Annotated in this window: 21 protein-coding genes; 10 read left to right on the top strand and 11 right to left on the bottom strand. The window is 69.4% G+C overall.

Annotated elements, in window-relative coordinates:
• Positions 1-45: 45 nt before the first annotated feature.
• Positions 46-255, bottom strand: coding sequence for a ferredoxin (locus C8E96_RS09505; RefSeq protein ID WP_091380149.1), 210 nt, complete (start codon positions 253-255; stop codon positions 46-48).
• A 32-nt stretch (positions 256-287) separates the two neighbouring features.
• The gene (locus C8E96_RS09500; protein ID WP_091380152.1) at positions 288-935 is read right to left on the bottom strand and encodes a hypothetical protein; all 648 of its coding nucleotides are present in this window, start codon (positions 933-935) and stop codon (positions 288-290) included.
• A 61-nt stretch (positions 936-996) separates the two neighbouring features.
• On the opposite strand from C8E96_RS09500, the gene C8E96_RS09495 reads away from it, so the two are divergent.
• Positions 997-2,838, top strand: a complete 1,842-nt coding sequence (locus C8E96_RS09495; protein ID WP_091380155.1) for a S9 family peptidase — start codon at positions 997-999, stop codon at positions 2,836-2,838.
• Here C8E96_RS09495 and C8E96_RS09490 read toward each other — a convergent pair whose 3' ends face one another.
• On the bottom strand, positions 2,839-3,396 hold the full coding sequence (locus C8E96_RS09490) for an NADPH-dependent FMN reductase (protein WP_091380593.1): 558 nt from the start codon (positions 3,394-3,396) through the stop codon (positions 2,839-2,841).
• An 81-nt stretch (positions 3,397-3,477) separates the two neighbouring features.
• Here C8E96_RS09490 and C8E96_RS09485 point away from each other — a divergent pair, with 81 nt between their 5' ends.
• Genes C8E96_RS09485 through C8E96_RS33695 form a run of 3 tightly spaced genes read left to right on the top strand, consistent with a single transcriptional unit; the run spans position 3,478 to position 6,654 of the window.
• Entirely contained in the window at positions 3,478-4,527 is a 1,050-nt protein-coding gene (locus C8E96_RS09485) for an alpha/beta hydrolase (RefSeq protein ID WP_091380157.1), read from the top strand.
• Between the two features lie 40 nt (positions 4,528-4,567).
• Complete coding sequence (locus tag C8E96_RS09480) at positions 4,568-5,800, top strand: MFS transporter (protein WP_091380161.1); 1,233 nt, start codon at positions 4,568-4,570, stop codon at positions 5,798-5,800.
• Positions 5,801-5,856: 56 nt separating this feature from the next.
• Positions 5,857-6,654: a hypothetical protein gene (locus tag C8E96_RS33695; RefSeq protein ID WP_176926804.1), complete on the top strand. Its 798-nt coding sequence runs from the start codon at positions 5,857-5,859 to the stop codon at positions 6,652-6,654.
• A gap of 67 nt (positions 6,655-6,721) precedes the next feature.
• On the opposite strand, the gene C8E96_RS09470 is transcribed toward C8E96_RS33695, so the two are convergent.
• Positions 6,722-8,455: a protein kinase domain-containing protein gene (locus C8E96_RS09470; protein WP_091380166.1), complete on the bottom strand. Its 1,734-nt coding sequence runs from the start codon at positions 8,453-8,455 to the stop codon at positions 6,722-6,724.
• 144 nt (positions 8,456-8,599) lie between these two features.
• On the opposite strand from C8E96_RS09470, the gene C8E96_RS09465 reads away from it, so the two are divergent.
• The 3 genes from C8E96_RS09465 to C8E96_RS09455 all read left to right on the top strand — a co-directional run bounded on the left by C8E96_RS09465 (position 8,600) and on the right by C8E96_RS09455 (position 11,454).
• Entirely contained in the window at positions 8,600-9,445 is an 846-nt protein-coding gene (locus C8E96_RS09465; RefSeq protein WP_091380169.1) for a helix-turn-helix domain-containing protein, read from the top strand.
• Positions 9,446-9,451: 6 nt separating this feature from the next.
• Positions 9,452-9,655: a DUF397 domain-containing protein gene (locus C8E96_RS09460; protein ID WP_091380172.1), complete on the top strand. Its 204-nt coding sequence runs from the start codon at positions 9,452-9,454 to the stop codon at positions 9,653-9,655.
• 92 nt (positions 9,656-9,747) lie between these two features.
• On the top strand, positions 9,748-11,454 hold the full coding sequence (locus tag C8E96_RS09455) for an LPXTG cell wall anchor domain-containing protein (RefSeq protein WP_133794299.1): 1,707 nt from the start codon (positions 9,748-9,750) through the stop codon (positions 11,452-11,454).
• 65 nt (positions 11,455-11,519) lie between these two features.
• On the opposite strand, the gene C8E96_RS09450 is transcribed toward C8E96_RS09455, so the two are convergent.
• Positions 11,520-12,581, bottom strand: coding sequence for an aspartate-semialdehyde dehydrogenase (locus C8E96_RS09450; RefSeq protein ID WP_091380177.1), 1,062 nt, complete (start codon positions 12,579-12,581; stop codon positions 11,520-11,522).
• Entirely contained in the window at positions 12,578-13,843 is a 1,266-nt protein-coding gene (locus C8E96_RS09445) for an aspartate kinase (protein ID WP_091380180.1), read from the bottom strand. The genes C8E96_RS09450 and C8E96_RS09445 overlap by 4 nt, the downstream gene beginning before the upstream one ends.
• A 179-nt stretch (positions 13,844-14,022) precedes the next feature.
• Between C8E96_RS09445 and C8E96_RS09440 the strand changes: the two genes are divergently transcribed.
• A complete protein-coding gene (locus C8E96_RS09440; RefSeq protein WP_091380183.1) occupies positions 14,023-15,234 on the top strand; it encodes a DUF2029 domain-containing protein in 1,212 nt (403 codons plus the stop codon).
• Positions 15,224-15,808: a nitroreductase family protein gene (locus C8E96_RS09435; RefSeq protein ID WP_091380186.1), complete on the top strand. Its 585-nt coding sequence runs from the start codon at positions 15,224-15,226 to the stop codon at positions 15,806-15,808. Before C8E96_RS09440 ends, C8E96_RS09435 begins: the two co-directional genes overlap by 11 nt.
• Here the strand turns inward: C8E96_RS09435 and C8E96_RS09430 are convergent.
• From C8E96_RS09430 to C8E96_RS09420, 3 genes are all read right to left on the bottom strand, one after another.
• Entirely contained in the window at positions 15,805-16,395 is a 591-nt protein-coding gene (locus C8E96_RS09430; RefSeq protein WP_091380189.1) for a hypothetical protein, read from the bottom strand. The two genes, C8E96_RS09435 and C8E96_RS09430, sit on opposite strands and share 4 nt — an antisense overlap.
• A 70-nt stretch (positions 16,396-16,465) precedes the next feature.
• Positions 16,466-16,804, bottom strand: coding sequence for a hypothetical protein (locus C8E96_RS09425; RefSeq protein WP_091380193.1), 339 nt, complete (start codon positions 16,802-16,804; stop codon positions 16,466-16,468).
• A 46-nt stretch (positions 16,805-16,850) separates the two neighbouring features.
• The gene (locus C8E96_RS09420; RefSeq protein ID WP_091380197.1) at positions 16,851-17,147 is read right to left on the bottom strand and encodes a hypothetical protein; all 297 of its coding nucleotides are present in this window, start codon (positions 17,145-17,147) and stop codon (positions 16,851-16,853) included.
• A gap of 237 nt (positions 17,148-17,384) precedes the next feature.
• Between C8E96_RS09420 and leuA the strand changes: the two genes are divergently transcribed.
• Positions 17,385-19,175 carry a 2-isopropylmalate synthase gene (gene leuA, locus C8E96_RS09415; RefSeq protein WP_091380202.1) on the top strand — a complete coding sequence of 597 codons (1,791 nt, stop codon included), beginning with the start codon at positions 17,385-17,387 and terminating at the stop codon, positions 19,173-19,175.
• 44 nt (positions 19,176-19,219) lie between these two features.
• Here leuA and C8E96_RS09410 read toward each other — a convergent pair whose 3' ends face one another.
• Together C8E96_RS09410 and C8E96_RS09405 are read right to left on the bottom strand one after the other, a co-directional pair.
• On the bottom strand, positions 19,220-19,786 hold the full coding sequence (locus C8E96_RS09410; RefSeq protein ID WP_091380206.1) for an AAA family ATPase: 567 nt from the start codon (positions 19,784-19,786) through the stop codon (positions 19,220-19,222).
• A gap of 89 nt (positions 19,787-19,875) precedes the next feature.
• Positions 19,876-20,445, bottom strand: a complete 570-nt coding sequence (locus C8E96_RS09405; RefSeq protein ID WP_091380209.1) for an LppU/SCO3897 family protein — start codon at positions 20,443-20,445, stop codon at positions 19,876-19,878.
• Positions 20,446-20,459: the final 14 nt, after the last annotated feature.

Below are 20,459 nucleotides of genomic sequence, written 5' to 3'. Positions count from 1 at the left end.
GTTTCCCTTGCCTACCAAGGAAAACTACCCGAGGGGTACGACAATTCAGGCCAGTAGATCACGGCCGTTCTCGGTCACCGAGATGGCCATCACGGGACACGATTCGGCCGCTTCGATGACGTCGTCGTGGGGTTCGACCTCGGGGGTGTTCGCCACCGCGCTGACGCCCTCGAGGGCGAAGTGGTCGGGGGCGATGCTCGCGCACAGACCGGAGGCAACGCACGCCCCCGCGTTCACTTCCAGTTTCCAGGTCACTGATCCAACATAAGGCGCAACGGCGGCCGAGACTACTTCTCCCGGAAGGTATCCACGACTTCCCGCAGCGCCGGCTCGCTCGCCGCGCGGCGGTCGGCGAGGGTCCAGGTGAGGATCTGGTGGTAGGCGCGCTCACCCTCGACCACCGTGCACCAGTACACGACCGCGACATCGTCGAACGTGCCGTTGACCTCGTATCGCACCGCGGGCATGCCACCGAGCGTGACGTCCACCGGCTGCCCGACGACCGCGCCCGACAACTCGGTCAGGGCAATCTCCGCGGTCTCCTCGTAGTCGGCGAAGTCCTTGAAATCAGCCTTGTCGTCCGAGACCACCATGAGGTAGCGCTCCTGGTAGACCTGCCCCAACGCCAGCACGCTGCCGGGCACCCGGTACTCCGAGGGCAGGTCGACCCACTGGGCGGGCACCGTCATGGCGCTGCGCCCGTCCTCCGCCGTCACCGTCTTGGTCGAGCGGTCCAACTCCGCGGCCGACGTGGCCGGACGCGACGGGGTGCGGCTGGTCTCGACGATCAACCACGTCACGGCCGCGAGCACCGCCACGACCAGCAGGGACAGCAGAACCCACAGCTTGACCGGCTTCTTGGGGGGCGGTTCCGGCGCGCGCGGGGTGAAGAAGGCCGGTTGTGGCGCGAACTGACCCTGCCAGGGTTCTGACATCGCGCCTCCCCACCAGCACAGCGGACGACGTCCAGGCTACCCGCCTGGCAGGATTGGACCCGTGACCAACCATCCTCTCGCCGAGGTCCCCGACCGCCTGTTCGCCGATGACGAAGCCGAGCAGCGGTGGCGCGCGCGGTTCCACGCCGCGCGGCTCTCGCTGCCCAGTTGGGCCAGGGACGCGCCCGACCGCAACGTCTACGTCTCCAACGTGAGCGGCGTGTGGGAGGTCTACGCCTGGGACCGGGCCACCGGCACCCACCGCCAGGTCACCGACCGCCCCAACGGCACGCTGCACGCCGAGGTGGCCCCCGACGGCGAGCACATCTGGTGGTTCGCCGACACCGATGGCGACGAGTTCGGCGGCTGGGTCCGCGAGCCGTTCGCCGGCCTGCCGAGCGACGGCAAGCCCGTCCCCGCGGTCGCCGGGACGAAGGACGGCTACCCGGCGGGCGTCGAGATCGGCCGCGAGGTCGCCGTGGTGGGCGTCGCGGACGACGACGGCACGACGATCTTCCTGGCCCGCGGCGACGCCGACGCCGAGGTGATCTACCGCGACGAGCACGACGGCGGCGTCTCGGCGCTGTCGTTCGACGAGCGGCTGGTCGCGATCGCCCACTCCGAGCACGGCGACAACCGCCACCCCGCCCTGCGGGTGCTGTCGGTGGCCGATGGGTCGACCGTCGCGGAGAAGTGGGACGGCAAGGGCAAGGGCCTCGACGGCATCGCGTTCTGCCCGGTCGAGGGCGACCCGCGGCTGCTGGTCTCCCATGAGCGCCGGGGCCGCGAGGAGCTGCTGATCTGGGACGTCGAGGCCGACACCGAGCAGGAGCTCACCATCGACCTGCCCGGCGAGGTCACCGCCGCGTGGTTCACCGATGGCACCGCCCTGCTGGTCGCGCACACGCACGAGGCCCGCGACTCTCTGCACCGCTACGACATCGCCACCGGCGAACTGTCCACTTTGGACACCCCGAAGGGCACGATCGGCTCCGCGAGCCCCCGGCCGGACGGCACCGTCGAATACTCCTGGTCCAGCGCCGCCGAGCCGACCGTCGTGCGTGCCCTGTTCACCGACGGCACCGAGCGCGTCCTGCTCGCCGCCCCGGGCGACGCCGCGCCGCAGTCGGTGAAGCTGGAAGACGTGTTCGTGGAGACCGAGAACGGTCGCGTCCACGCCCTCGTCTCCCGCCCGCAGGACGCCCCGGACGGCCCGCTGCCCACGGTGTTCAGCCTCCACGGCGGCCCGCACGCCGCCGACGAGGACCGCTTCTCCGCCTACCGCGCCCTCTGGCTCGACGCCGGGTTCGCCGTCGTGCACGTCAACTACCGCGGCTCCACCGGCTACGGCTCCGCCTGGCGCGACGCGATCGAGGGCAGGCCCGGCCTGACCGAGCTGACCGACGTCGCCGCCGTGCACGCCTGGGCGGTCGAGTCCGGTCTCGCCGACCCCGCGCGCTGCGTGGTCAACGGCGCTTCGTGGGGCGGCTACCTGAGCCTGCTCGCCCTCGGCACCCAGCCGGAGCTGTGGGCCGCGGGCGTCGCCGGGGTCCCGGTGGCCGACTACCTGGCCGCCTACGAGGACGAGATGGAGCCGCTGCGCGCGTTCGACCGCGCCCTGTTCGGCGGTTCACCGGAGGAGCTGCCCGACCGCTACGTCGAGTGCTCCCCGATCACCTACGTCGACCAGGTGCGGGTGCCGGTGCTGGTGGTGGCGGGCGAGAACGACCCGCGCTGCCCGATCCGGCAGATCGACAACTACCTCGACCGACTGGCCGAGCGCGCGGTCCCGTACGAGGTCTACCGCTACGACGCGGGCCACGGCTCGCTGGTGGTGGCCGAGACGATCAAGCAGTCGCTGATCGAGGTGTACTTCGCGCTGAAGGCGCTCAAGCTGCGCTGATCAGGAGTGCGCCAGGGCGAACTCGACGACCTGCAGGCCGATGGTCCGCAGGTTCGTCGAGACCTGCGCGTCGCCGCATTCGCCGGAGCCGTCGAACAGCACCTCGGCCGAGTTGACCGCGACGCCCAGCGGCGTCGGCCAGCCGCGCAGCGAGTGGACGACCGAGCGCAGCGCGGTCAGCGTGGTCACCGAGGCCTGCCAGCCGGACGCGGTGGCCACGCAGCCCACGGCGCGGCCGTGCAGGTAGGGGCGCTCGTCGTCGCGGAGGTCTTCGACGTAGTCCAGGGCGTTCTTGACCAGCCCGGACACCGTCCCGTGGTAGCCGGGCGAGACCAGCACGACCCCGTCGGCCTCGCGCAGTTCCTCGACGAGCCGCATGGCCGCCGCGGACCGCTCGGGGACCGCCGGGTCGTAGAACGGGAGCACCAGGTCGGGGCCGGACAGGATCGTCGTCTTCGCCCCTGCCTCCGCCGCTCCGGCCAGCGCGACCCGCAGGGCGCGCTCCGACTGCGAGTCCGCGCGAAGCGACCCGCCGATTCCGACTACCGAGACCGTCACGCCCTCCATCCTTCCACCCGACAGATGGGTGACCTGGGCCCTACCGGCGGGTAACGTCCAGCGGGAAGTCGAGGAGGCTTGATGTCAAAGTTGATGAACAACGTCCCCCCGCGCGTCCAGGCCGCGACCGTCCGGGCGACCTACGCCCTGCCGAAGGCCTTGCGAAGGCTCCTCGTCGGCGCCCCGATTCGCATAGACGGCCAGGAATTGGCGCTCGACGCCCAGCTGCTGCTGGTCCTGGAGAAGCTCGCCGGGTACAAGCTCGCCGATGGCACACCGGTGCAGGCGCGTGAGCGGCTGGCGGCCTCCAAGGCACTGGTGAGCGGCCCGCCGATCGAGCCGGTCGCTGTGCGCGGTCTCACCATCGAGAACGACATCCCGGCCCGCTTCTACACCCCGGACGGCCTCGGCGAGGACGTTCCGCTCTTGGTCTATTACCACGGTGGCGGCTGGGTGGTCGGCTCCCTCGACTCCCACGACAACCTCTGCCGCTTCCTCGCCATCGAGGCAGGCGTGAAGGTTCTCTCCGTCGACTACCGGCTGGCCCCGGAACACCGGTTCCCCGCCGCCGCCGACGACGCGCTGACCGCCTTCCACTGGGCTGTGAAGAACGCCGCCGAGCTGGGCATCGACCCCGACCGCATCGCCGTCGGCGGCGACAGCGCGGGCGGCAACCTGGCCGCCGTCACCGCCCACCAGGCAGTCCAGGCAGGCGGCCCCAAGCCGGTCTTCCAGCTGCTCTTCTACCCGGCCGTCGACGCCTCCGTGCGCCGCCGGTCCCGCGAGCTGTTCGCCGAGGGCTTCTTCCTGACCAGCGACGACATGGACTGGTTCAGCGACCATTACTGCCCGGACCTCGCCGAGCGGTCGGACCCCCGGTTCTCCGTCCTGCTGGCCGAAGACCTCACAAACATGCCGCCCGCCTACGTCGCGACCGCGGGCTTCGACCCGCTGCGGGACGAGGGCGAGGCGTACGCGGAGAAGCTGAAGGAATCCGGGGTCGCGACGATCGCCCGCAGGCACCCGGACCTGATCCACGGCTACGCGACGTTCATCGGCGTGGGGACCAGGTTCAAGGAAGCGACCTACGAAGCGGCGGCCACGCTGAAGACGGCACTCGCCCTCACGTAATTCGGTTGCCTGGGGCAGCCGAACGGGGTCGGATGACTCCATGCAGCAATACCGCCGGACGCTCGGTCTCCCCGGTGTGCGCACGCTGATGATCGTCATGCTTTTCGCGCGAATCCCGGTGTCGGCCGCGGGGATCGTGCTGATGCTGCATGTCGCCGTCGGCATGGACCTGGGCTACGGCCAGGCCGGTCTCGTGGGCGCCTCGGCGACGGTCGGGATCGCAGTGGGCTCGCCGATCATGGGCCGGGTGGTCGACCGCTACGGCCTGCGCAGGCTGCTGATGATCGTCACGGTCGGCGAGACGGCGTTCTGGGCGTCGGCCCGGTTCATGAATTACGGGACCCTGCTCGCCCTGGCGTTCTTCGGCGGCTTCCTGGTGATCCCCGCGATGTCGATCGGCCGCCAGGCGATCGCCGCGGCCGTGACCGCCGACCTGCGGCGCACGGCGTACTCGCTCGACTCGGTCTCGACCGAGCTGACCTTCATGATCGGTCCCGCGGCGGCGGTCGCGCTGTCGACGCAGCTGTCGACCTCGTGGACGCTGACGGCGATGGCGGTCGCGGCGTTCCTCAGCGGCACGCTGCTGTTCGTGATCAACCCCAAGATGCGGGCCGACCACGAAGAGGTCGCGGGTGGGCGACGACTGCCGCTCCGCGAATGGCTGACCCCGCGCCTGCTCGGTGTGCTCGCGGTCGGCGCGGGCGCGATCTTCGTGCTCGCCAGCATCGATGTCGCCGTGGTCGCCGCGCTGCGCGAGACGGGCCAGTTGGAGTGGACCGGCTTGGTCATCGCGATCACCTGTGTCGCCTCGGCAGTCGGCGGTGTCGTCTACGGCACGCTGCGCAAGCCCTTCGAGCAGTTTGTCCTCATGGGACTGATGAGCCTGTTCATCCTGCCGGTCGGTATCGCGTCCGGCCAGTGGTGGTGGCTGTTGGCGTTGGCGCTCATCCCGGCGACGGCGCTGTGCGCGCCGACGCTGGCCGCCACGAACGAGAAGGTGAGCAGCCTTGCCCCGGCGTCGATGCGCGGGGTCGCGACGGGCTTGCAGAGTTCGGCGTTCACCCTCGGCGCCGCGGCGGGAACTCCCCTGGTTGGCTTCGTTGTCGATCATGGTTCACCCGCTTGGGGATTCGCTGTCGCGGGGGCGGGTGGACTGGTCGTGGCGGGCGTCGCGGCGGCTACCTGGCACTTTCACGAAAAGGTGAATGTCGGTTCCCGGCAAGAGGAACCGTCGGAGCTGTGCTTACGATCGGCTGGCCCGGGCATCGACTGAGTCGTACGACTGAACGCACTTCGGATCTTCAACTCGTAACAGGGGAAGTGAGCCGAATGTTCAGGAAATTGGCCATTGGTTTGGCCGCCGCTGCCACCGGTCTGGTGGGCCTCGGCGTGCCCTCGGCCGCCGCTGAACCGACCAAGAAATGCAGTGAATCGCTGACCAGCTTGAAGGACAACCTCGCCGCACTGAGCGCGGAGGCGCAGGCCGAGGAGCCGGATCTCGCGACGACCACTGATCTCGTCTCGTCGTTCCGGACCCTCGTGACCACGCTGCAGAGCGACAAGTGCCTGCCGGACGTGCCGCCGGGTGAGGGCGTGGCACTCGACAGCTGTCACGAGGCCACGGCGAAACTACTGTCCCATTTGTACAGTGCGGTCGCGTTGGTGACGACGGCCGAGCCCAAGCCCGCCGCGGTGGGTACGGAGGCCGAGGGCGCCGCCAAGGCACTCGACGAGTTGATCGAGGGCGAGTGCGTGAAGGACGAGGCTCCGCCGGAGGAGCCGCCTGCGCCGCCGGTCGAGGAACCTGCCCCGCCAGTTGAAGAGCCCGCACCGCCGGTTGAGGAACCGGCCCCGCCGGTTGAGGAGCCCGCACCGCCAGTTGAGGAACCGGCACCGCCCGTTGAGGAACCTGCCCCGCCGGTCGAGGAGCCCGCACCGCCGGTTGAAGAGCCCGCACCGCCCGTTGAGGAACCTGCCCCGCCGGTCGAGGAACCGGCACCGCCGGTTGAAGAGCCCGCACCGCCGGTCGAGGAGCCCGCGCCGCCGGTTGTCGAGGAGCCCGCACCGCCCGTTGAGGAACCCGCACCGCCGATCGATGAGGCACCGGAGCCTGCTCCGGTTCCCTAGCGGTACCGATCAGCACTGGCACCGATGAGCGAAGGCCGCCGCGCACAGCGGCGGCCTTCGCTCATCGTCAGATCAGCAGGTAGCCCATCCGATATTCCTGGTTGTAGCCCTCGCAGTCGGCGTGGACCGAGTCGAAGTGGCCACCCGAGTACGTGCAGCGGTAGATCGACGCCGACCGCGCGCCCTCCGGGGGCGCGGTGAAGACGTAGCCGAGCAGGCCGATCAGCCGGTGGCCCTCGCAGCCACCGCTCTGGTCCACCGACGTGAAGTGGTCCTCCGAGGTGTTCTGCTTGCAGGAGTACATCTTCTTGGTGCCGGGCGCAGGATTCGCGGACAGCGCGCCCAGCGGGTGTTCGCGGCTGAAGCCCGCGGGCGCGGGACTGGCCGGGGTGGTGAGGACGTGCCAGCCGGTCGGGTGGTTGTAGCGGGTGACCACGGTTCGCGTCCACGTCGGCGGCGGCTTGGTCGTGGTGACCGCGGTGGTCGGCTTCGGCGGGACGGGCTGGCCCGCGGAGGCCGTCGTGGGCTTGACCGAGCCGGAGGCCGCGGCCCCCGACGACGGTGCGCCCGAGGTGCTGCTGCTCGGCGGCGCGGTGGAGCTGGGCGCGCCGGAGGAGGACGTCGGGGTCTCCGTCAGGGTGGCGGGCGGTGTCGACGACTGGGTCTGCTTGTCGACGACCGGCATCGCCGTCGGGGTTTCCTCATCCCCGGGGACCAGCACGAAGACCGCGACCAGAGTGGCGACGACGACCGCCGCCGCGCCCGCGAGGAGCGCGGGCACCTTGCGGCTGGGGCTCTTCTTCTCGTCCCACGGGTCGTCGCTCACCCACGCCGGGGCCGCGGGGGCAGCCGCGTCCATGACGTTCTCGCGGGTCGAGCGCTGTGGGGAGACGACCGCCATCGTCGGTCCGGCGACGAGTTCGGTCGAGTCGGCGACCGGGGCCACGAGTTCGGTGGAGCCGTCCGCGACGGCGACCGGCGGGAACGTGACGGTCGTTTCCGCGTCCGCGGGCGCGCCGAGCAGGGCGGCGGCCCTGGTGCCGTTGAGCCGCTGCGCCGGGTCCTGGCTCAGCAGGCCGTTGAGCAGGGAGCTGAGCGGCTCGCCGCAGCGGCTGGGCTGGGGACGCTCGGTGAGGATGGCGTGCATCGTGGCGGCCGTGGTGGTCCGCGTGAACGGCGCTTTGCCCTCGACGGCGTGGAAGAGGGTCGCGCCGAGCGACCACAGGTCGGCGGCGGGCCCGGGCTGCGACCCGGCGAACAGCTCCGGCGCCATGTAGCCCGGGGAGCCCATGATGCCGCCGGTCGCGGTGAGGCTCGGGTCGTCGACACCGCGGGCGATGCCGAAGTCGGCGAGCTTCACCCGGTCGCCGGGCAGCACCATGATGTTGCTGGGCTTGACGTCGCGGTGCACGATCCCCGCGTCGTGCGCGCTCTTCAACGCGCCGAGCACCTGCCGGGCGATCGTCACGACCCTGGCCTCGGCCAGCGGTCCCGCGGCGATGAGGTCGGCGAGCGTGGGGGCCTGGACCAGTTCCATGACCAGGTAGGCGAAGCCCCGCTCGAAGGACACGTCGTACACGGTGACGATGGCGGGGTCGTTGAGCCCGCCCGCCGTCCGCGCCTCGCGCAGGACGCGTTCCTGGAAGACCGCCGGGTCGTGCCCGGGCGGGAACGGCAGCTCCTTGAGCGCGACCCGCCTGCCGATGACCCGGTCCTCAGCGAGCCAGACGACACCCATGCCGCCGCGGCCCAGTTCCCCAAGTAGTGCGTAGCGCCCGGCCACCAGTCTCGGCTCGGCCATGAGTGTCCCCCTCCGCGCTGTCCGCGCGACAGCCTACGAAAGGGAGGTGACACCGATCCTGCCGGGTCATCGATCTCACCACCTGCAACAACTACGCCGATCGGGGAAGTTGCGGACGGCGAGAAGGACCAGTGTCATAGATGGATGATCAGTAACAGGCTGCCCGCCCGGATGCGGGCCTTGGCGATGGAGCTGAAAGTGCTGCGGGCCCGAACTGGGCTGAACACCCGGGATGCGACCGCACAGATCGGAACGTCAACGGCCACGCTGAATCGCACCGAGAAGGCGAAGCGGATCTCACACATCACAGATATCGCCGCGCTTCTGGCCATATACGGGGTGACCGGGCCGGAACGGGCGAGGCTTCTGGAGATGGCGGAGAACCTGGATGCCCGCGAGTGGCTGGAGAGCGGGGATCGGTTGCTCCCCTGGCTGCGCCCGGCCCTGGCGGGGTTCGAGAGCGTGGCAACCACCATCACCGCCTTCGCACCGACCTACGTGCCTGGCCTGCTACAAACACCGGCCTATCTTCGGGCTCTGATGGCCTTCGCGGACACCGATGATCACGGGCGGGCAGAACGGGTGGCCGCGCGCCTGGAACGCCAGAAGGTGCTGACCAAGCTGGTCAGCCCGAAATACGTGGCCATTCTCGATGAAGCGGTATTGCAACGGCCAATCGGCGGGCCTGAGGTCATGGCTCAACAGATTCATTGGCTGATCGGCAGGGCAGCGCTCCCCCACGTGAAGATTCTGGTGATCCCGTTCAAACATGGCGGATACGCCAACCCAGGCACCTTTAGCAAGCTGGAGTTCCGATCGGAGCCGCCCATCATCTATGTGGAGAACGATGGGGCATCTGGGTTCCTCGACTCCCCAGACCAGGTCGGCTTGTTTCAGCGCCACACGGCAAGCCTGGAGAAGAAGGCGTTGCCGCCCACCGATACGGTGAATTTTCTGAAGTGCATGGCGGCCGATTACGAGCGGAGCTGAAACAGCATGCACGCTGAGTGGCGGAAATCGAGCTTCAGCGGTGCCGGCCAAGCCGACTATGTGGAGATCGCCTACTCAGCCACCGTGCGCGTCCGGGACTCCAAGAACCCCACCGGCGGCACGCTCCGCTTCCCCGCGAGCGCCTGGGATCCGGCACGCCTGACCTGCTCCGAATGGCCCAATCCCGTGCGCCCGACCGCGATCGCGTGACACCGACCGTCTAGTCTTCCCGCGCCGGACGCGACCGCAGCCGGCGCTGGGGGCCGGCTCGGGGACGGCCGTGGTCATTGGAGTTTCCTTTCATGTCCTTATTCCGCCATGCCCGCCTCACGGCCGCCACGTGCGCCGCCGTGGCCGTGGGAATGCTGTTCACCGCACCGGCCCACGCCCAACCGAGCGAGCCCGCGCCGTCGTCGGTGTCGGCCGAACCCTCGGCCCCGGTGTCCGAGCCCGCGCCGGAACCGTCCACCGTGCCCAGCGCACCCACCGACCTGGTGCAGCCGCCGAACAACGCCGATTCCGCCCAGGCGCTGTCATTCGCGGTGGAGGCCACGCTCGACAAGGCCTCCTACCAGACCGGTGACCCGGTCAAGGCCACACTCAAGATCACCAACACGACGGCGGGCCCGCTCACGGCATCGTCCTACCCGGCGTCCGACACCGGCATCAGCTTTCGGTATGAGAGCTTGCGCGCGCTCCACGCCGGCATCAAGATCGACGCAGGCAAGACCTATACCCACAAGCTTGACGGGTTCGCAGCCGATCCGAACGCCACCTCCGCGGTCTTCGTGGGTCACGTCACGCCGCGCGAATCCGGCCACCATTCGACCGGCTTCACTGTGACCGCCCCGCTCAAGCAGGTCCACGGCAAGATCGCGGGCGTCGTCTACCTCGACAAGAACGGCAACGAGACGATCGACGCCGGTGAGCTGGTGGCCGACGCCGACGTGACGGCGGGCAATAACCACTTCGGCGATGACCGCCAAACCGTCAAGACCGACGCCGCCGGCCGGTTCGCCTTCGACCGGCTCGCTCCAGTCGAGTACTCGCTGTCGACCAAGGTCGACGACTGGACGTTCCGGTACACGACGGTGAAGGTCGACCTGTCCAACGGCAACCTGGACCTCAAGCTGCGCGGTGTCCGACCGTTCGGCGAGGGACTGACGGCGTCGCTCAAGTTCAAGCAGGACAGCTACAAGCCGGGCGACACCGCCCACCTCGTCGTCACACTGACGAACATCGGCACCATCCCGATGGCCGGCGTCCACGCGGTCTGCCACCGCAGCGGTGAAGGTCCCGGCCTGAAGGGGACCGGCGCGGGCTGGGGCGACCTCGCCTGGAACCGCAAGGGTGTCAGCATCGCACCGGGCAAGACCGAGACCTTCCAGGTCAGCGAGACCATCCCGGTCGCCTACGGGGACTACGGCGTCGTCTTCGCCGGCTGCGACTTCGGCTGGGACGGCGACGGCAACCCTGAGGCCGTCGACTACGCCCGGCTGATCACCAACGCCACCGGGACCGTGCGCACCACCGTCTTCCAGGACGGCGACGGAAACGGATGGCCCGAGGAGGGCGAGACCATGGCCGGTATCGACGTGCAGTTGGTCGAGCCGGACACGGCCAAGGTCGTGGCGACCGCGCGCACCAACGACAAGGGCGTCGCCGAGTTCAAGGACGCTCCCGCCGGGATCTACTCCACCGACGTCAAGGGGCCGTGGACCGTCGTCAACGCCGAGGACCGTGACGTTCTGGTGAAGGGCAACGGCTGCTGGTACACCTGCGACTTCCCCGTCCAGGTGACGCCGGGACCGGACGACGAGCCCACGCCGGACCCCGTGACGACCCCGCCCACCGCGCCCCCGGCCGCGCCCGCTCCGCAGGCGCGGTCCGGAAACCTGGCCGACACCGGCGCGAACGTGATCTGGCTGTCCGTCGGTGGCCTGGCCACGCTGCTCGCCGGAGCGGTGTTCCTGATCGCCGCGAACCGCAGGCGCACCAAGGCGAACTGAACCACCTGAGACAAGCAAGCGGGCCGCGACGGATCTCCGTCGCGGCCCGCTTGTTTGTACTGGCTTTAGCGCTTGGCCAGCTGCTCGGCGATCTCGTAGGTGTTGAGCGCCGCGCCCTTGCGCAGGTTGTCACCGCAGACGAAGAAGTCCAGGGTGTTCGGGAAGTCCAGCGCCTGGCGGATGCGTCCGACATAGGTCGGGTCGCCGCCCACCACGTCGGCCGGGGTCGGGAACTGGCCCTTCTCCGGGTCGTCCACCAAGACCACCGACGGCTGCGCCGAGAAGATCGCGCGCGCCTGCTCCACCGTCACCGGCTCGGCGAACCGCGCGTGGACGGCGAGCGAGTGCGTGGTGACCACTGGGACGCGCACACACGTCGCCGAGACCTTCAGGTCCTCGATGCCGAGGATCTTGCGGGACTCGTTGCGGACCTTCAGCTCCTCGCTGGCCCAGCCGTCCTCCTTGAGCGAGCCCGCCCACGGGATGACGTTCAGCGCGAGCGGGGCCGGGAAAGGCGAGCCCTCCTGCGACAGGCCGGCCGCCGCGAGCGCCTCGCGGACGTCGCCTGCCTTGCCGCCCAGGTCCTTGCCCGCGACGGCGGCGTACTCGGCCTGGAGGCGGTCGATTCCGTCCTGGCCCGCGCCCGAAGCCGCCTGGTAGGAGGCCACCACAAGCTCCTGGAGCTGGAACTCGCGGTGCAGCGCGCCGATGGCGGCCATCATCGACAGGGTCGTGCAGTTCGGGTTGGCGATGATGCCCCGGGGGCGGTCGGCGATCTTGTCGCTGTTGACCTCCGGCACCACCAGCGGCACATCGGCGTCCATGCGGAACGCGCCCGAGTTGTCGACCGCGACCGCGCCGCGCTCGGCGGCGATGGGGGCCCACTGCGCGGACACCTCGTCGGGCACGTCGAACATCGCCACGTCGACGCCGTCGAAGACCTCCGGCGCCAGGGCGATCACCGTCAGCTCCTCGCCGCGCACGGTGATCTTCTTGCCCGCCGACCGCGGCGACGCGATCAGCCGGACCTCACCCCACGGCCATTCCTTGCGGCCGTTCATGATGTCGATCATCACGGTGCCCACGGCGCCGGTGGCGCCGACCAGGGCCAGCGTCGGCTTGCTCATCGTCCAGTCCCCCCATACACGACGGCCTGCTCGTCGCCGCCGAGGTCGAACGCCTCGTGGATCGCGCGCACAGCCTCATCGAGCTGCGTGTCGCGGATCAGGACCGAGATCCGGATCTCCGAGGTGTTGATGATCTCGATGTTCACGCCCGCCTTGGACAGCGCCTCACAGAAGGTCGCCGTGACACCCGGGTGCGACCGCATCCCGGCGCCGACCAGCGAGACCTTGCCGATGTGGTCGTCGTAGAGCACCGCGGAGAAGCCCAGCTCCTCGCGGATCTTCTCCAGCGCCGCCACGGCCGTGGGGCCGTTGCTCTTGGACAGGGTGAAGGTGATGTCGGTCTTGCCGGACGCGGTGCTGGACACGTTCTGCAGCACCATGTCGATGTCGATCTCGCTGTCGGCCACGGTCCGGAAGATCCGGGCGGCCACGCCCGCGTGGTCCGGGACGCCGGTCACGGTGACCTTGGCCTCGGACCGGTCGTGCGCGACGCCGGTGATCATCGCCTGTTCCACGGTCAAGTCCTCCATTGATCCGGCGACGATCGTGCCGGACTTAGTGCTGTACGACGAGCGGACATGGATCGGGACGCCATAGCGGCGCGCGTACTCGACGCAGCGGAGCATGAGCACCTTGGCTCCGCCCGCGGCCATCTCCAGCATCTCCTCATAGGTGACGCGGTCGAGGCGCTTGGCGTCGGGCACGATGCGCGGGTCGGCGGTGTAGACGCCGTCCACGTCCGTGTAGATCTCGCACACGTCGGCGTTGAGCGCCGCGGCGAGAGCGACCGCTGTGGTGTCCGAACCACCGCGGCCCAGAGTGGTGATGTCCTTGGTGTCCTGGCTGACACCCTGGAAGCCGGCGACGAGGACGATGTAGCCCTCGTCGAGCGCGGCCTGCACGCGGCCGGGGGTGACGTCGATGATCCGGGCCTTGCCGTGGACCGACGTGGTGATCACGCCCGCCTGGGAGCCGGAGAACGACCTGGCCTCGGCGCCGAGCGCGCTGATCGCCATCGCGACGAGCGAGTTGGAGATCCGCTCACCCGCGGTGAGCAGCATGTCCATCTCGCGCTCCGGCGGGACCGGGTTCACCTGTTTGGCCAGGTCGAGGAGTTCGTCGGTGGTGTCACCCATCGCGGAGCAGACCACTACGACGTCGTTCCCCGCTTTGCGCGTCGCGACGATCCGCTCGGCGACCCGTTTGATCCGGTCGGCGTTCTCCAGCGAGGATCCGCCGTACTTCTGGACGACGAGCGCCACTGCGTGCAACCTCCTCAGGCCCGCGGGCGGGCGGCCGGGGCCGCCACGCTTATCGCAGGAGAGCCTACCTGCGCACCGGCTTCGTCCCGAGGTGCTCTGTGTCTCCCGCCACTCCCCGACCGCCTGCGCACGGGCGGCTACGCTGGGCCGGACGGCCAGCAGATGTGGAGAGGATCGGGGTGTCTGCGACGGACGTGGCGCCCGCGAGCGCTGAGGAAACCACGACGGCACAGCCTGAGGTGGCCCCTAGGCGTGTGCGGCGGTGGACCGCCCGGCGGATCACCCACGTCATCGCACCCGGGGTGATCTTCCTCGGCATCCGCGAGTTCGGGCTGCTGATCCTGAGCTGGATGGCCGGCCGCAACGACATCTCGACGACCGACGCGCTCAAATCGTGGGACGGGCAGTGGTTCCTGGCGATCGCCGGGAACGGCTACGCCGGTGTCCCGTCCGGCCTGGTCGACGCGTTCGGCAAGCGCAGCTTCGAGACACCGCTCGCCTTCTTCCCCGGCTACCCGACCGTCGTCGGCTGGCTCAGCGACCTGGGGTTCCGGCTGCTGCCCTCGGCGCTGGCGGTGACCGTCGCCTTCGGTGTGGTGTGCGCGTACGGGCTGACGCGGCTGGGGACGATCATCACCGGCGGCTCCCGCACGGTCGGGCTGATCCTGGTCGCGCTGTTCGCCGCGTCGCCCATGGCGATCGTGCTGTCGATGGCGTACTCCGAGGCGATGTTCTGCGCGCTGGCCGTGTGGGCGCTGGTGTTCGTGCTCGAACGGCAGTGGATCGGGGCCGGGCTGTGCTGCGCGGCGGCGGGACTCGTACGGCCCACGGCGTCGGCGCTGATCCTGGCCGTGGGGCTGGCGGCGCTGGTGGCGGTGTTCCAGCGGCGCGACTCCTGGCGGCCTTGGCTGGGCGGGGTGCTCGCCCCGGTCGGGCTGATCGGCTACCTCGCGTGGGTCGGTGTGCAGACCGGTGAGTGGGACGGCTGGTTCGCCCTGCAGCGGCGGGGCTGGGACTCGGAGTTCGACGGCGGGGTCGCGACCGTCCGGTTCACGATGGACGTGCTCGGCAACGCGCGGTCGGTGCTGGAGGTGGCCACGGTCGGGCTGATCGTCGGCGCGCTGGCCCTGCTGGTCATCGGCTGGCGGCGGCGGCTGGAGTGGCCGCTGCTGGTGTACGCGGCCGGGGTGCTGGCGATGGACCTGTGCTCGAACGGGCTGATGAACTCCAAGGCCCGGCTGATGCTCCCGGCGTTCACGCTGCTGATCCCGATCGCCTTGGCGCTGGCCAAGCGGCGCCCGTCCACCGTGGTGCTCACGCTCGCCGGGATCGCGGTGGCGTCGGCGTGGTTCGGCGCGTACTCGATCACGGCCTGGGGCTATGCCATCTGACCTTGGGCCCACCGACCCTGACCTGCACCCGCTGATCAAGGCGCGCTGGAGTCCGCGCGCGCTCGACCCTTCCGGTGTCGTGCCGGAGGAGGCGATGCGGCGGATGCTGGAGGCGGCCCGGTGGGCGCCGTCGTATGGCAACACCCAGCCCGCGCGTTACCTGGTGGGGATGCGGGGGACGCCGACGTTCGACCGGATCTTCGGGCAGCTCAACCGGGGAAACCAGGCGTGGACGGTCAACGCGGGCGCGCTCCTGATCGCCTGCGCGGCGACGGTGAACCCCAAGGGTGAGGTGCCGTACGCGGAGTACGGCGTGGGGCTGGCGACGGAGAACCTGGTGTTGCAGGCGGTGGCCGAGGGGCTGGTCGCGCACCAGATGGCGGGGTTCGACAAGGCGGGGATCGCGGCGGAGTTCGACCTTCCCGGGGACATCAGGCCGCTGGTGGCGGTGGCGGTCGGCGTGCTCGGACCGCCGGAGCTGCTCCCACCGGAGAAGCGGGAACGCGAGACCCGGCCCCGGAAGCGGCTGCCGCTCTCCGACCTGGCTTTCACCGAGTGGGGCACGCCCTTCTAGCGTTTGAGACCCGCCAACAGGTCGGCACTGTTGTCGACAACCCGCCACGCGATTGTCGACAGGGCGGCCAGAACGCCCGCCTGGAAAGTGGTGAGCACCGGGCTGTCCAGTTCGGCTACGAAATACCTGATACCGAGAACATGGGTCAACGCGGTCAAAGCGAACCAGAGATAAACCATTGCCGCGAGAATGAACACCTTGTCGAAGACAGCGCAGATCACCGCCGCTACGCGGATGGCGCGGTGATCACCCACACCGATCAGCCCGACCAGCAGGGAAGTGACCACGGTGAACAAGAGTCCCAGCACCGCGGCAGGCAAAACGGCCAGATCGACGTGCTGGACGCCCACCCGGACGTCGATCACGGCATAAGCCAGCATCGTGCTCGGGACGATCAAGGTGGCGGCGGTGAGCCACTTTTGCACCCGTCGCGTCAGGTCGGTCCCGTGCGGGGCGCCGGGTATCGGGTGAACAGTCCTGCGCGATTCCATTATTCGGCGTTCGATCAATGGCTGAGCCCACCAGCCGACAACACCCAGCACTATGCCGACAATGTCTACGACAATTGACGCCCACTCCGCGGACATGATCGCCAGCGTAGAGGTTGATCACGCTCGGACGGCAGCCCAATCACCTGGATGGCCGCCCGAGACACGGCTAAGCGAGCCTGCGGATCAACCTGGCCACGATCGTCGTGACGACGAGCCAGAAGATCGCGGCCAGGCCGTAATTGATCAGCACACCCAGTTTGGCGTCCTCGGGCGCGAACAGGTTCTTGAACGCCAGCACGAAGACGTCCGCGGTGTCGCGGACGAAGGTCGTGATGCCGTTCGCCGTGTTCGCGTTGCCCATCACCAGGATGACGTGCACGACCAGGACCAAGGCGATCAGCAGGCCCGCCCACCGCACGAGGTTCGCGATGAGGCCCACGATGTCGGCCCGCCACTGCGCGCCCGTGCGGCCCTCGCGGCCGGTTTCCTCGGTGCTGTCAGCCATGCGGGCAGTCTGGCACGGCAGCCCGCCCGGGGCTATGCGTGCGGGATCAGGAGACGACGCGGGCGATGATGCCCGTGACGACGATCCAGAACAGCGCCGCGAGGCCGTAGTTCACGATCACGTTCAGCGTCGCGTTGGCGATCGGGAACAGGCCGGGGAAGAACAGCGCGAGTGGCTCCGCCATCGACTGGATGAACCTGGAGAACGCGTTCGCCATGTTCGCGCCGAAGATCATCAGCAGGATGTAGATGACGATGATGAGGGCGAACAGTGCACCGATGCCGGACACGATCCGGGCCGCGGTGCCGGTGCCTCGTGTTGCGTACCATCTGCGCGTAGTCATGCCCGAAGAGTGCCCCGACCTGCCGATTCGCAAACTCGGCCAGTTGGCGTAACGGCGTTGCCGCCCACCATGTGGACGCACGTTTCCATATCGGGCCGGTCCATGGCTACTCTGAGTGCGTGGCTCACGCTCTCCTCCTGCTTCGCTGCCGCGACGGGGCCTGATTCAGGCCGGCTCCCCGTCGCGGAGTTCGGGCATGCCGCCGGTCCCCGACACCGTTAAGCAGGAGCCCCCGCAATGAGCAGTTCAGACGCCTACTCCTCCGCCAACAGCCGGATCCGGACGCCGTCGCGTCCCATCCCGGACGGCCAGCCCGCGTGGAACCCGCAGCGCGGCAGCTCGATGCCGTTCCACCGGTACCGCCCGTTCCCCGAGCTGGTCGAGCCGATCGACGTACCCGACCGCACCTGGCCCACCAAACGCATCACCAAGGCGCCGCTGTGGTGCGCGGTCGACCTGCGTGACGGCAACCAGGCGCTGATCGACCCGATGTCGCCCGCCCGCAAGCGCCGCATGTTCGACCTGCTGGTGCGCATGGGCTACAAGGAGATCGAGGTCGGCTTCCCGGCCGCGAGCCAGACCGACTTCGACTTCGTCCGCGAGATCGTCACCGAGGGCGCGATCCCCGACGACGTGCGCATCCAGGTCCTCACCCAGGCCCGGCCCGAGCTGATCGAGCGCACCTTCGAGGCCGTCGAGGGCGCGCACAGCGCGATCGTCCACCTGTACAACTCCACGTCGATCCTGCAGCGGCGCGTGGTGTTCCGGCAGGACCGCGACGGCATCAAGAAGATCGCCACCGACGGCGCCGAGGTCGTGCTGTCCTTCGCCGAGAAGTACGGCGACACCGACTTCCGGTTCGAGTACTCCCCCGAGTCCTACACCGGCACCGAGCTGTCCTACGCCGCCGAGGTGTGCAACGCGGTGGCCGGGATCTGGCAGCCGACGCCCGAGCGGCCGATGATCGTCAACCTGCCCGCGACCGTCGAGATGGCCACGCCGAACGTCTACGCCGACTCGATCGAGTGGATGCACCGCAACCTGGACAACCGGGACTCGCTGGTGCTGAGCCTGCACCCGCACAACGACCGGGGCACCGGCGTCGCGGCGGCCGAGCTGGGCTACCTGGCCGGGGCCGACCGCATCGAGGGCTGCCTGTTCGGCAACGGCGAGCGCACCGGCAACGTCGACCTGGTCACGCTGGGGATGAACCTGTTCAGCCAGGGCATCGACCCGCAGATCGACTTCTCCGACATCGACGAGATCCGGCGCACGGTCGAGTACTGCAACCAGCTGCCCGTCGCCGAGCGCCACCCGTGGGGCGGCGACCTGGTGTTCACCGCGTTCTCCGGCAGCCACCAGGACGCGATCAACAAGGGCTTCGACGCCATGCGCGCCGACGCCGACGCCGCAGGCGTGGGGGTCGACGACCACCCGTGGGAGGTCCCGTACCTGCCGATCGACCCGAAGGACATCGGCCGGTCGTACGAGGCGGTCATCCGGGTCAACTCGCAGTCCGGCAAGGGCGGCGTGGCCTACGTGATGAAGACCGAGCACCAGCTCAAGCTGCCGCGCAGGCTGCAGATCGAGTTCTCGCAGGTCATCCAGGCTGTCACCGACAGCGAGGGCGGCGAGGTCAGCCCGAAGGAGATGTGGGACGTCTTCGCCGGCGAGTACCTGGACCGGGTCTCCCCGCTGCGCCTGCGCCGCAGCCGCATCTCCGACGACGGCGAGGGCCGCGACGAGATCACGGCGACGGTCGGCGTCGAGGGCGAGGACCACGAGATCACCGGTGCGGGCAACGGCCCGATCGCGGCGTTCGTCGACGGTCTGGCCAGCGTGGGCTACGACGTCCGGGTGCTCGACTACTCCGAGCACGCCCTGACCTCCGGCGACGACGCCCGCGCGGCGGCATACGTCGAGTGCGCGGTGGGCGACCAGGTCCTGTGGGGCGTGGCGATCGACAGCTCCATCGTCACCGCCTCGCTGCGGGCCGTGGTGTCCGCGGTGAACCGGGCGCACAAGTAGGACCGAGGTGCGCGTGCCGCCCGGCGGCGCGCGCACCTTCTCGGTTACCGAAGCAAAGCGTTGACTGCCGCCTCGATCGGGCCGACGTCCGGGATCTCCTGATCCGAAGTGTCGACCTCGACGACGGCGCCGACCCCGCTGGGCGGCTTGAAGATCGACGGGTCCATCTCACCCCGCTGGAACTGGGACGCGAGTTGCCGGTCGATCGCGGACACCCGGGCGCGGAGGCGTCCGTCGATGACCGCTTCGCGAGCGGTGACATGAACGGCGAGCACTCTGGCGTCGGCCAGGGCGGCCAACAGCTTGTCGGACAACACCGATGACTCCACGACGAAGCTCACCCGTGCCGACGCGAACAGCCGGGCCGCGTCCACCATCGCCGCCTCGGCCCGCCGGCTCACCGGACCGCCCGCGACGTGGAAGTCCGGGGTGAACCGGACGCCGCCGTCCTCGGCCGCCGAAGCCGACGACAGTCCCAGGCCGGTCTTGATCTCATCGCGGGTCAGGAACGGCACCCCGAGGCGGCGCGCCGTCGCGCGGGCGACGGTGGTCTTCCCGGCCCCAGGGCTTCCGCACACCGCGACGACCACCGGCCGATCCAGTCCCGACATGCGCCGATCGTGTCCGATCTTGGCCGGGAGGACAAACGAAAGGTGCGCGTGCCGACGAGCGGCACGCGCACCTTTCCAGTGTCAGAGCGTCAGGAGGATTCGACCTGCGTGAGGCAGAGGGTCAGCTTCGGCTCGGTGTAGGACAGCGGCGACGAGTCCGTGCACAGCTTCTCGTCGACGACGCCATCGGCCTTCTTGACGACCTTGATGGCGCCCGCCTTGCACTCGGTCTTCGCCATGCCCATGGCCTTGGACGTCGTGGGGTCCTCGTAGCACGCGCCCTCGACGAGGTTCGGGACCAGGCACAGCTTCGAGTCCGGGCCCTTGCGCGCGGTCTCGGTGTACTCGTCGTACGCGCCGCCGCACTTCTCGGTGGTCGAGCCGAGGACCTTGCCGATGGTGTAGTTCGCCTCGGCGGCGCCGCAGTCGACGACCTTGAAGTCGGGCTTGGTGGTGGTGCCGGTGACACTCGCGCACTCGCCTGCCTTGGCCTGCGCCGCGTCACTGGAGAAGTAGTTGAACCCGTAGACGAGTCCGGCCACGACGATCGCCCCGACGATGTAGGACAGGATCTTGACGCCGATGCTCTTCTTCTTCGGCGCGGGCTCCTCCGCGGGAACGTGCGGAGCGGGCGCGGGCGTGGGCGTGTCGGTGCTCATGAATACCTTCAATT

It is taken from the genome of Actinokineospora alba, from assembly GCF_004362515.1.
Classification (GTDB): Bacteria; Actinomycetota; Actinomycetes; order Mycobacteriales; family Pseudonocardiaceae; genus Actinokineospora; species Actinokineospora alba.
Note: the sequence above shows the minus strand (reverse complement) of the source record. Positions and strands in the feature narration are given on the sequence as shown.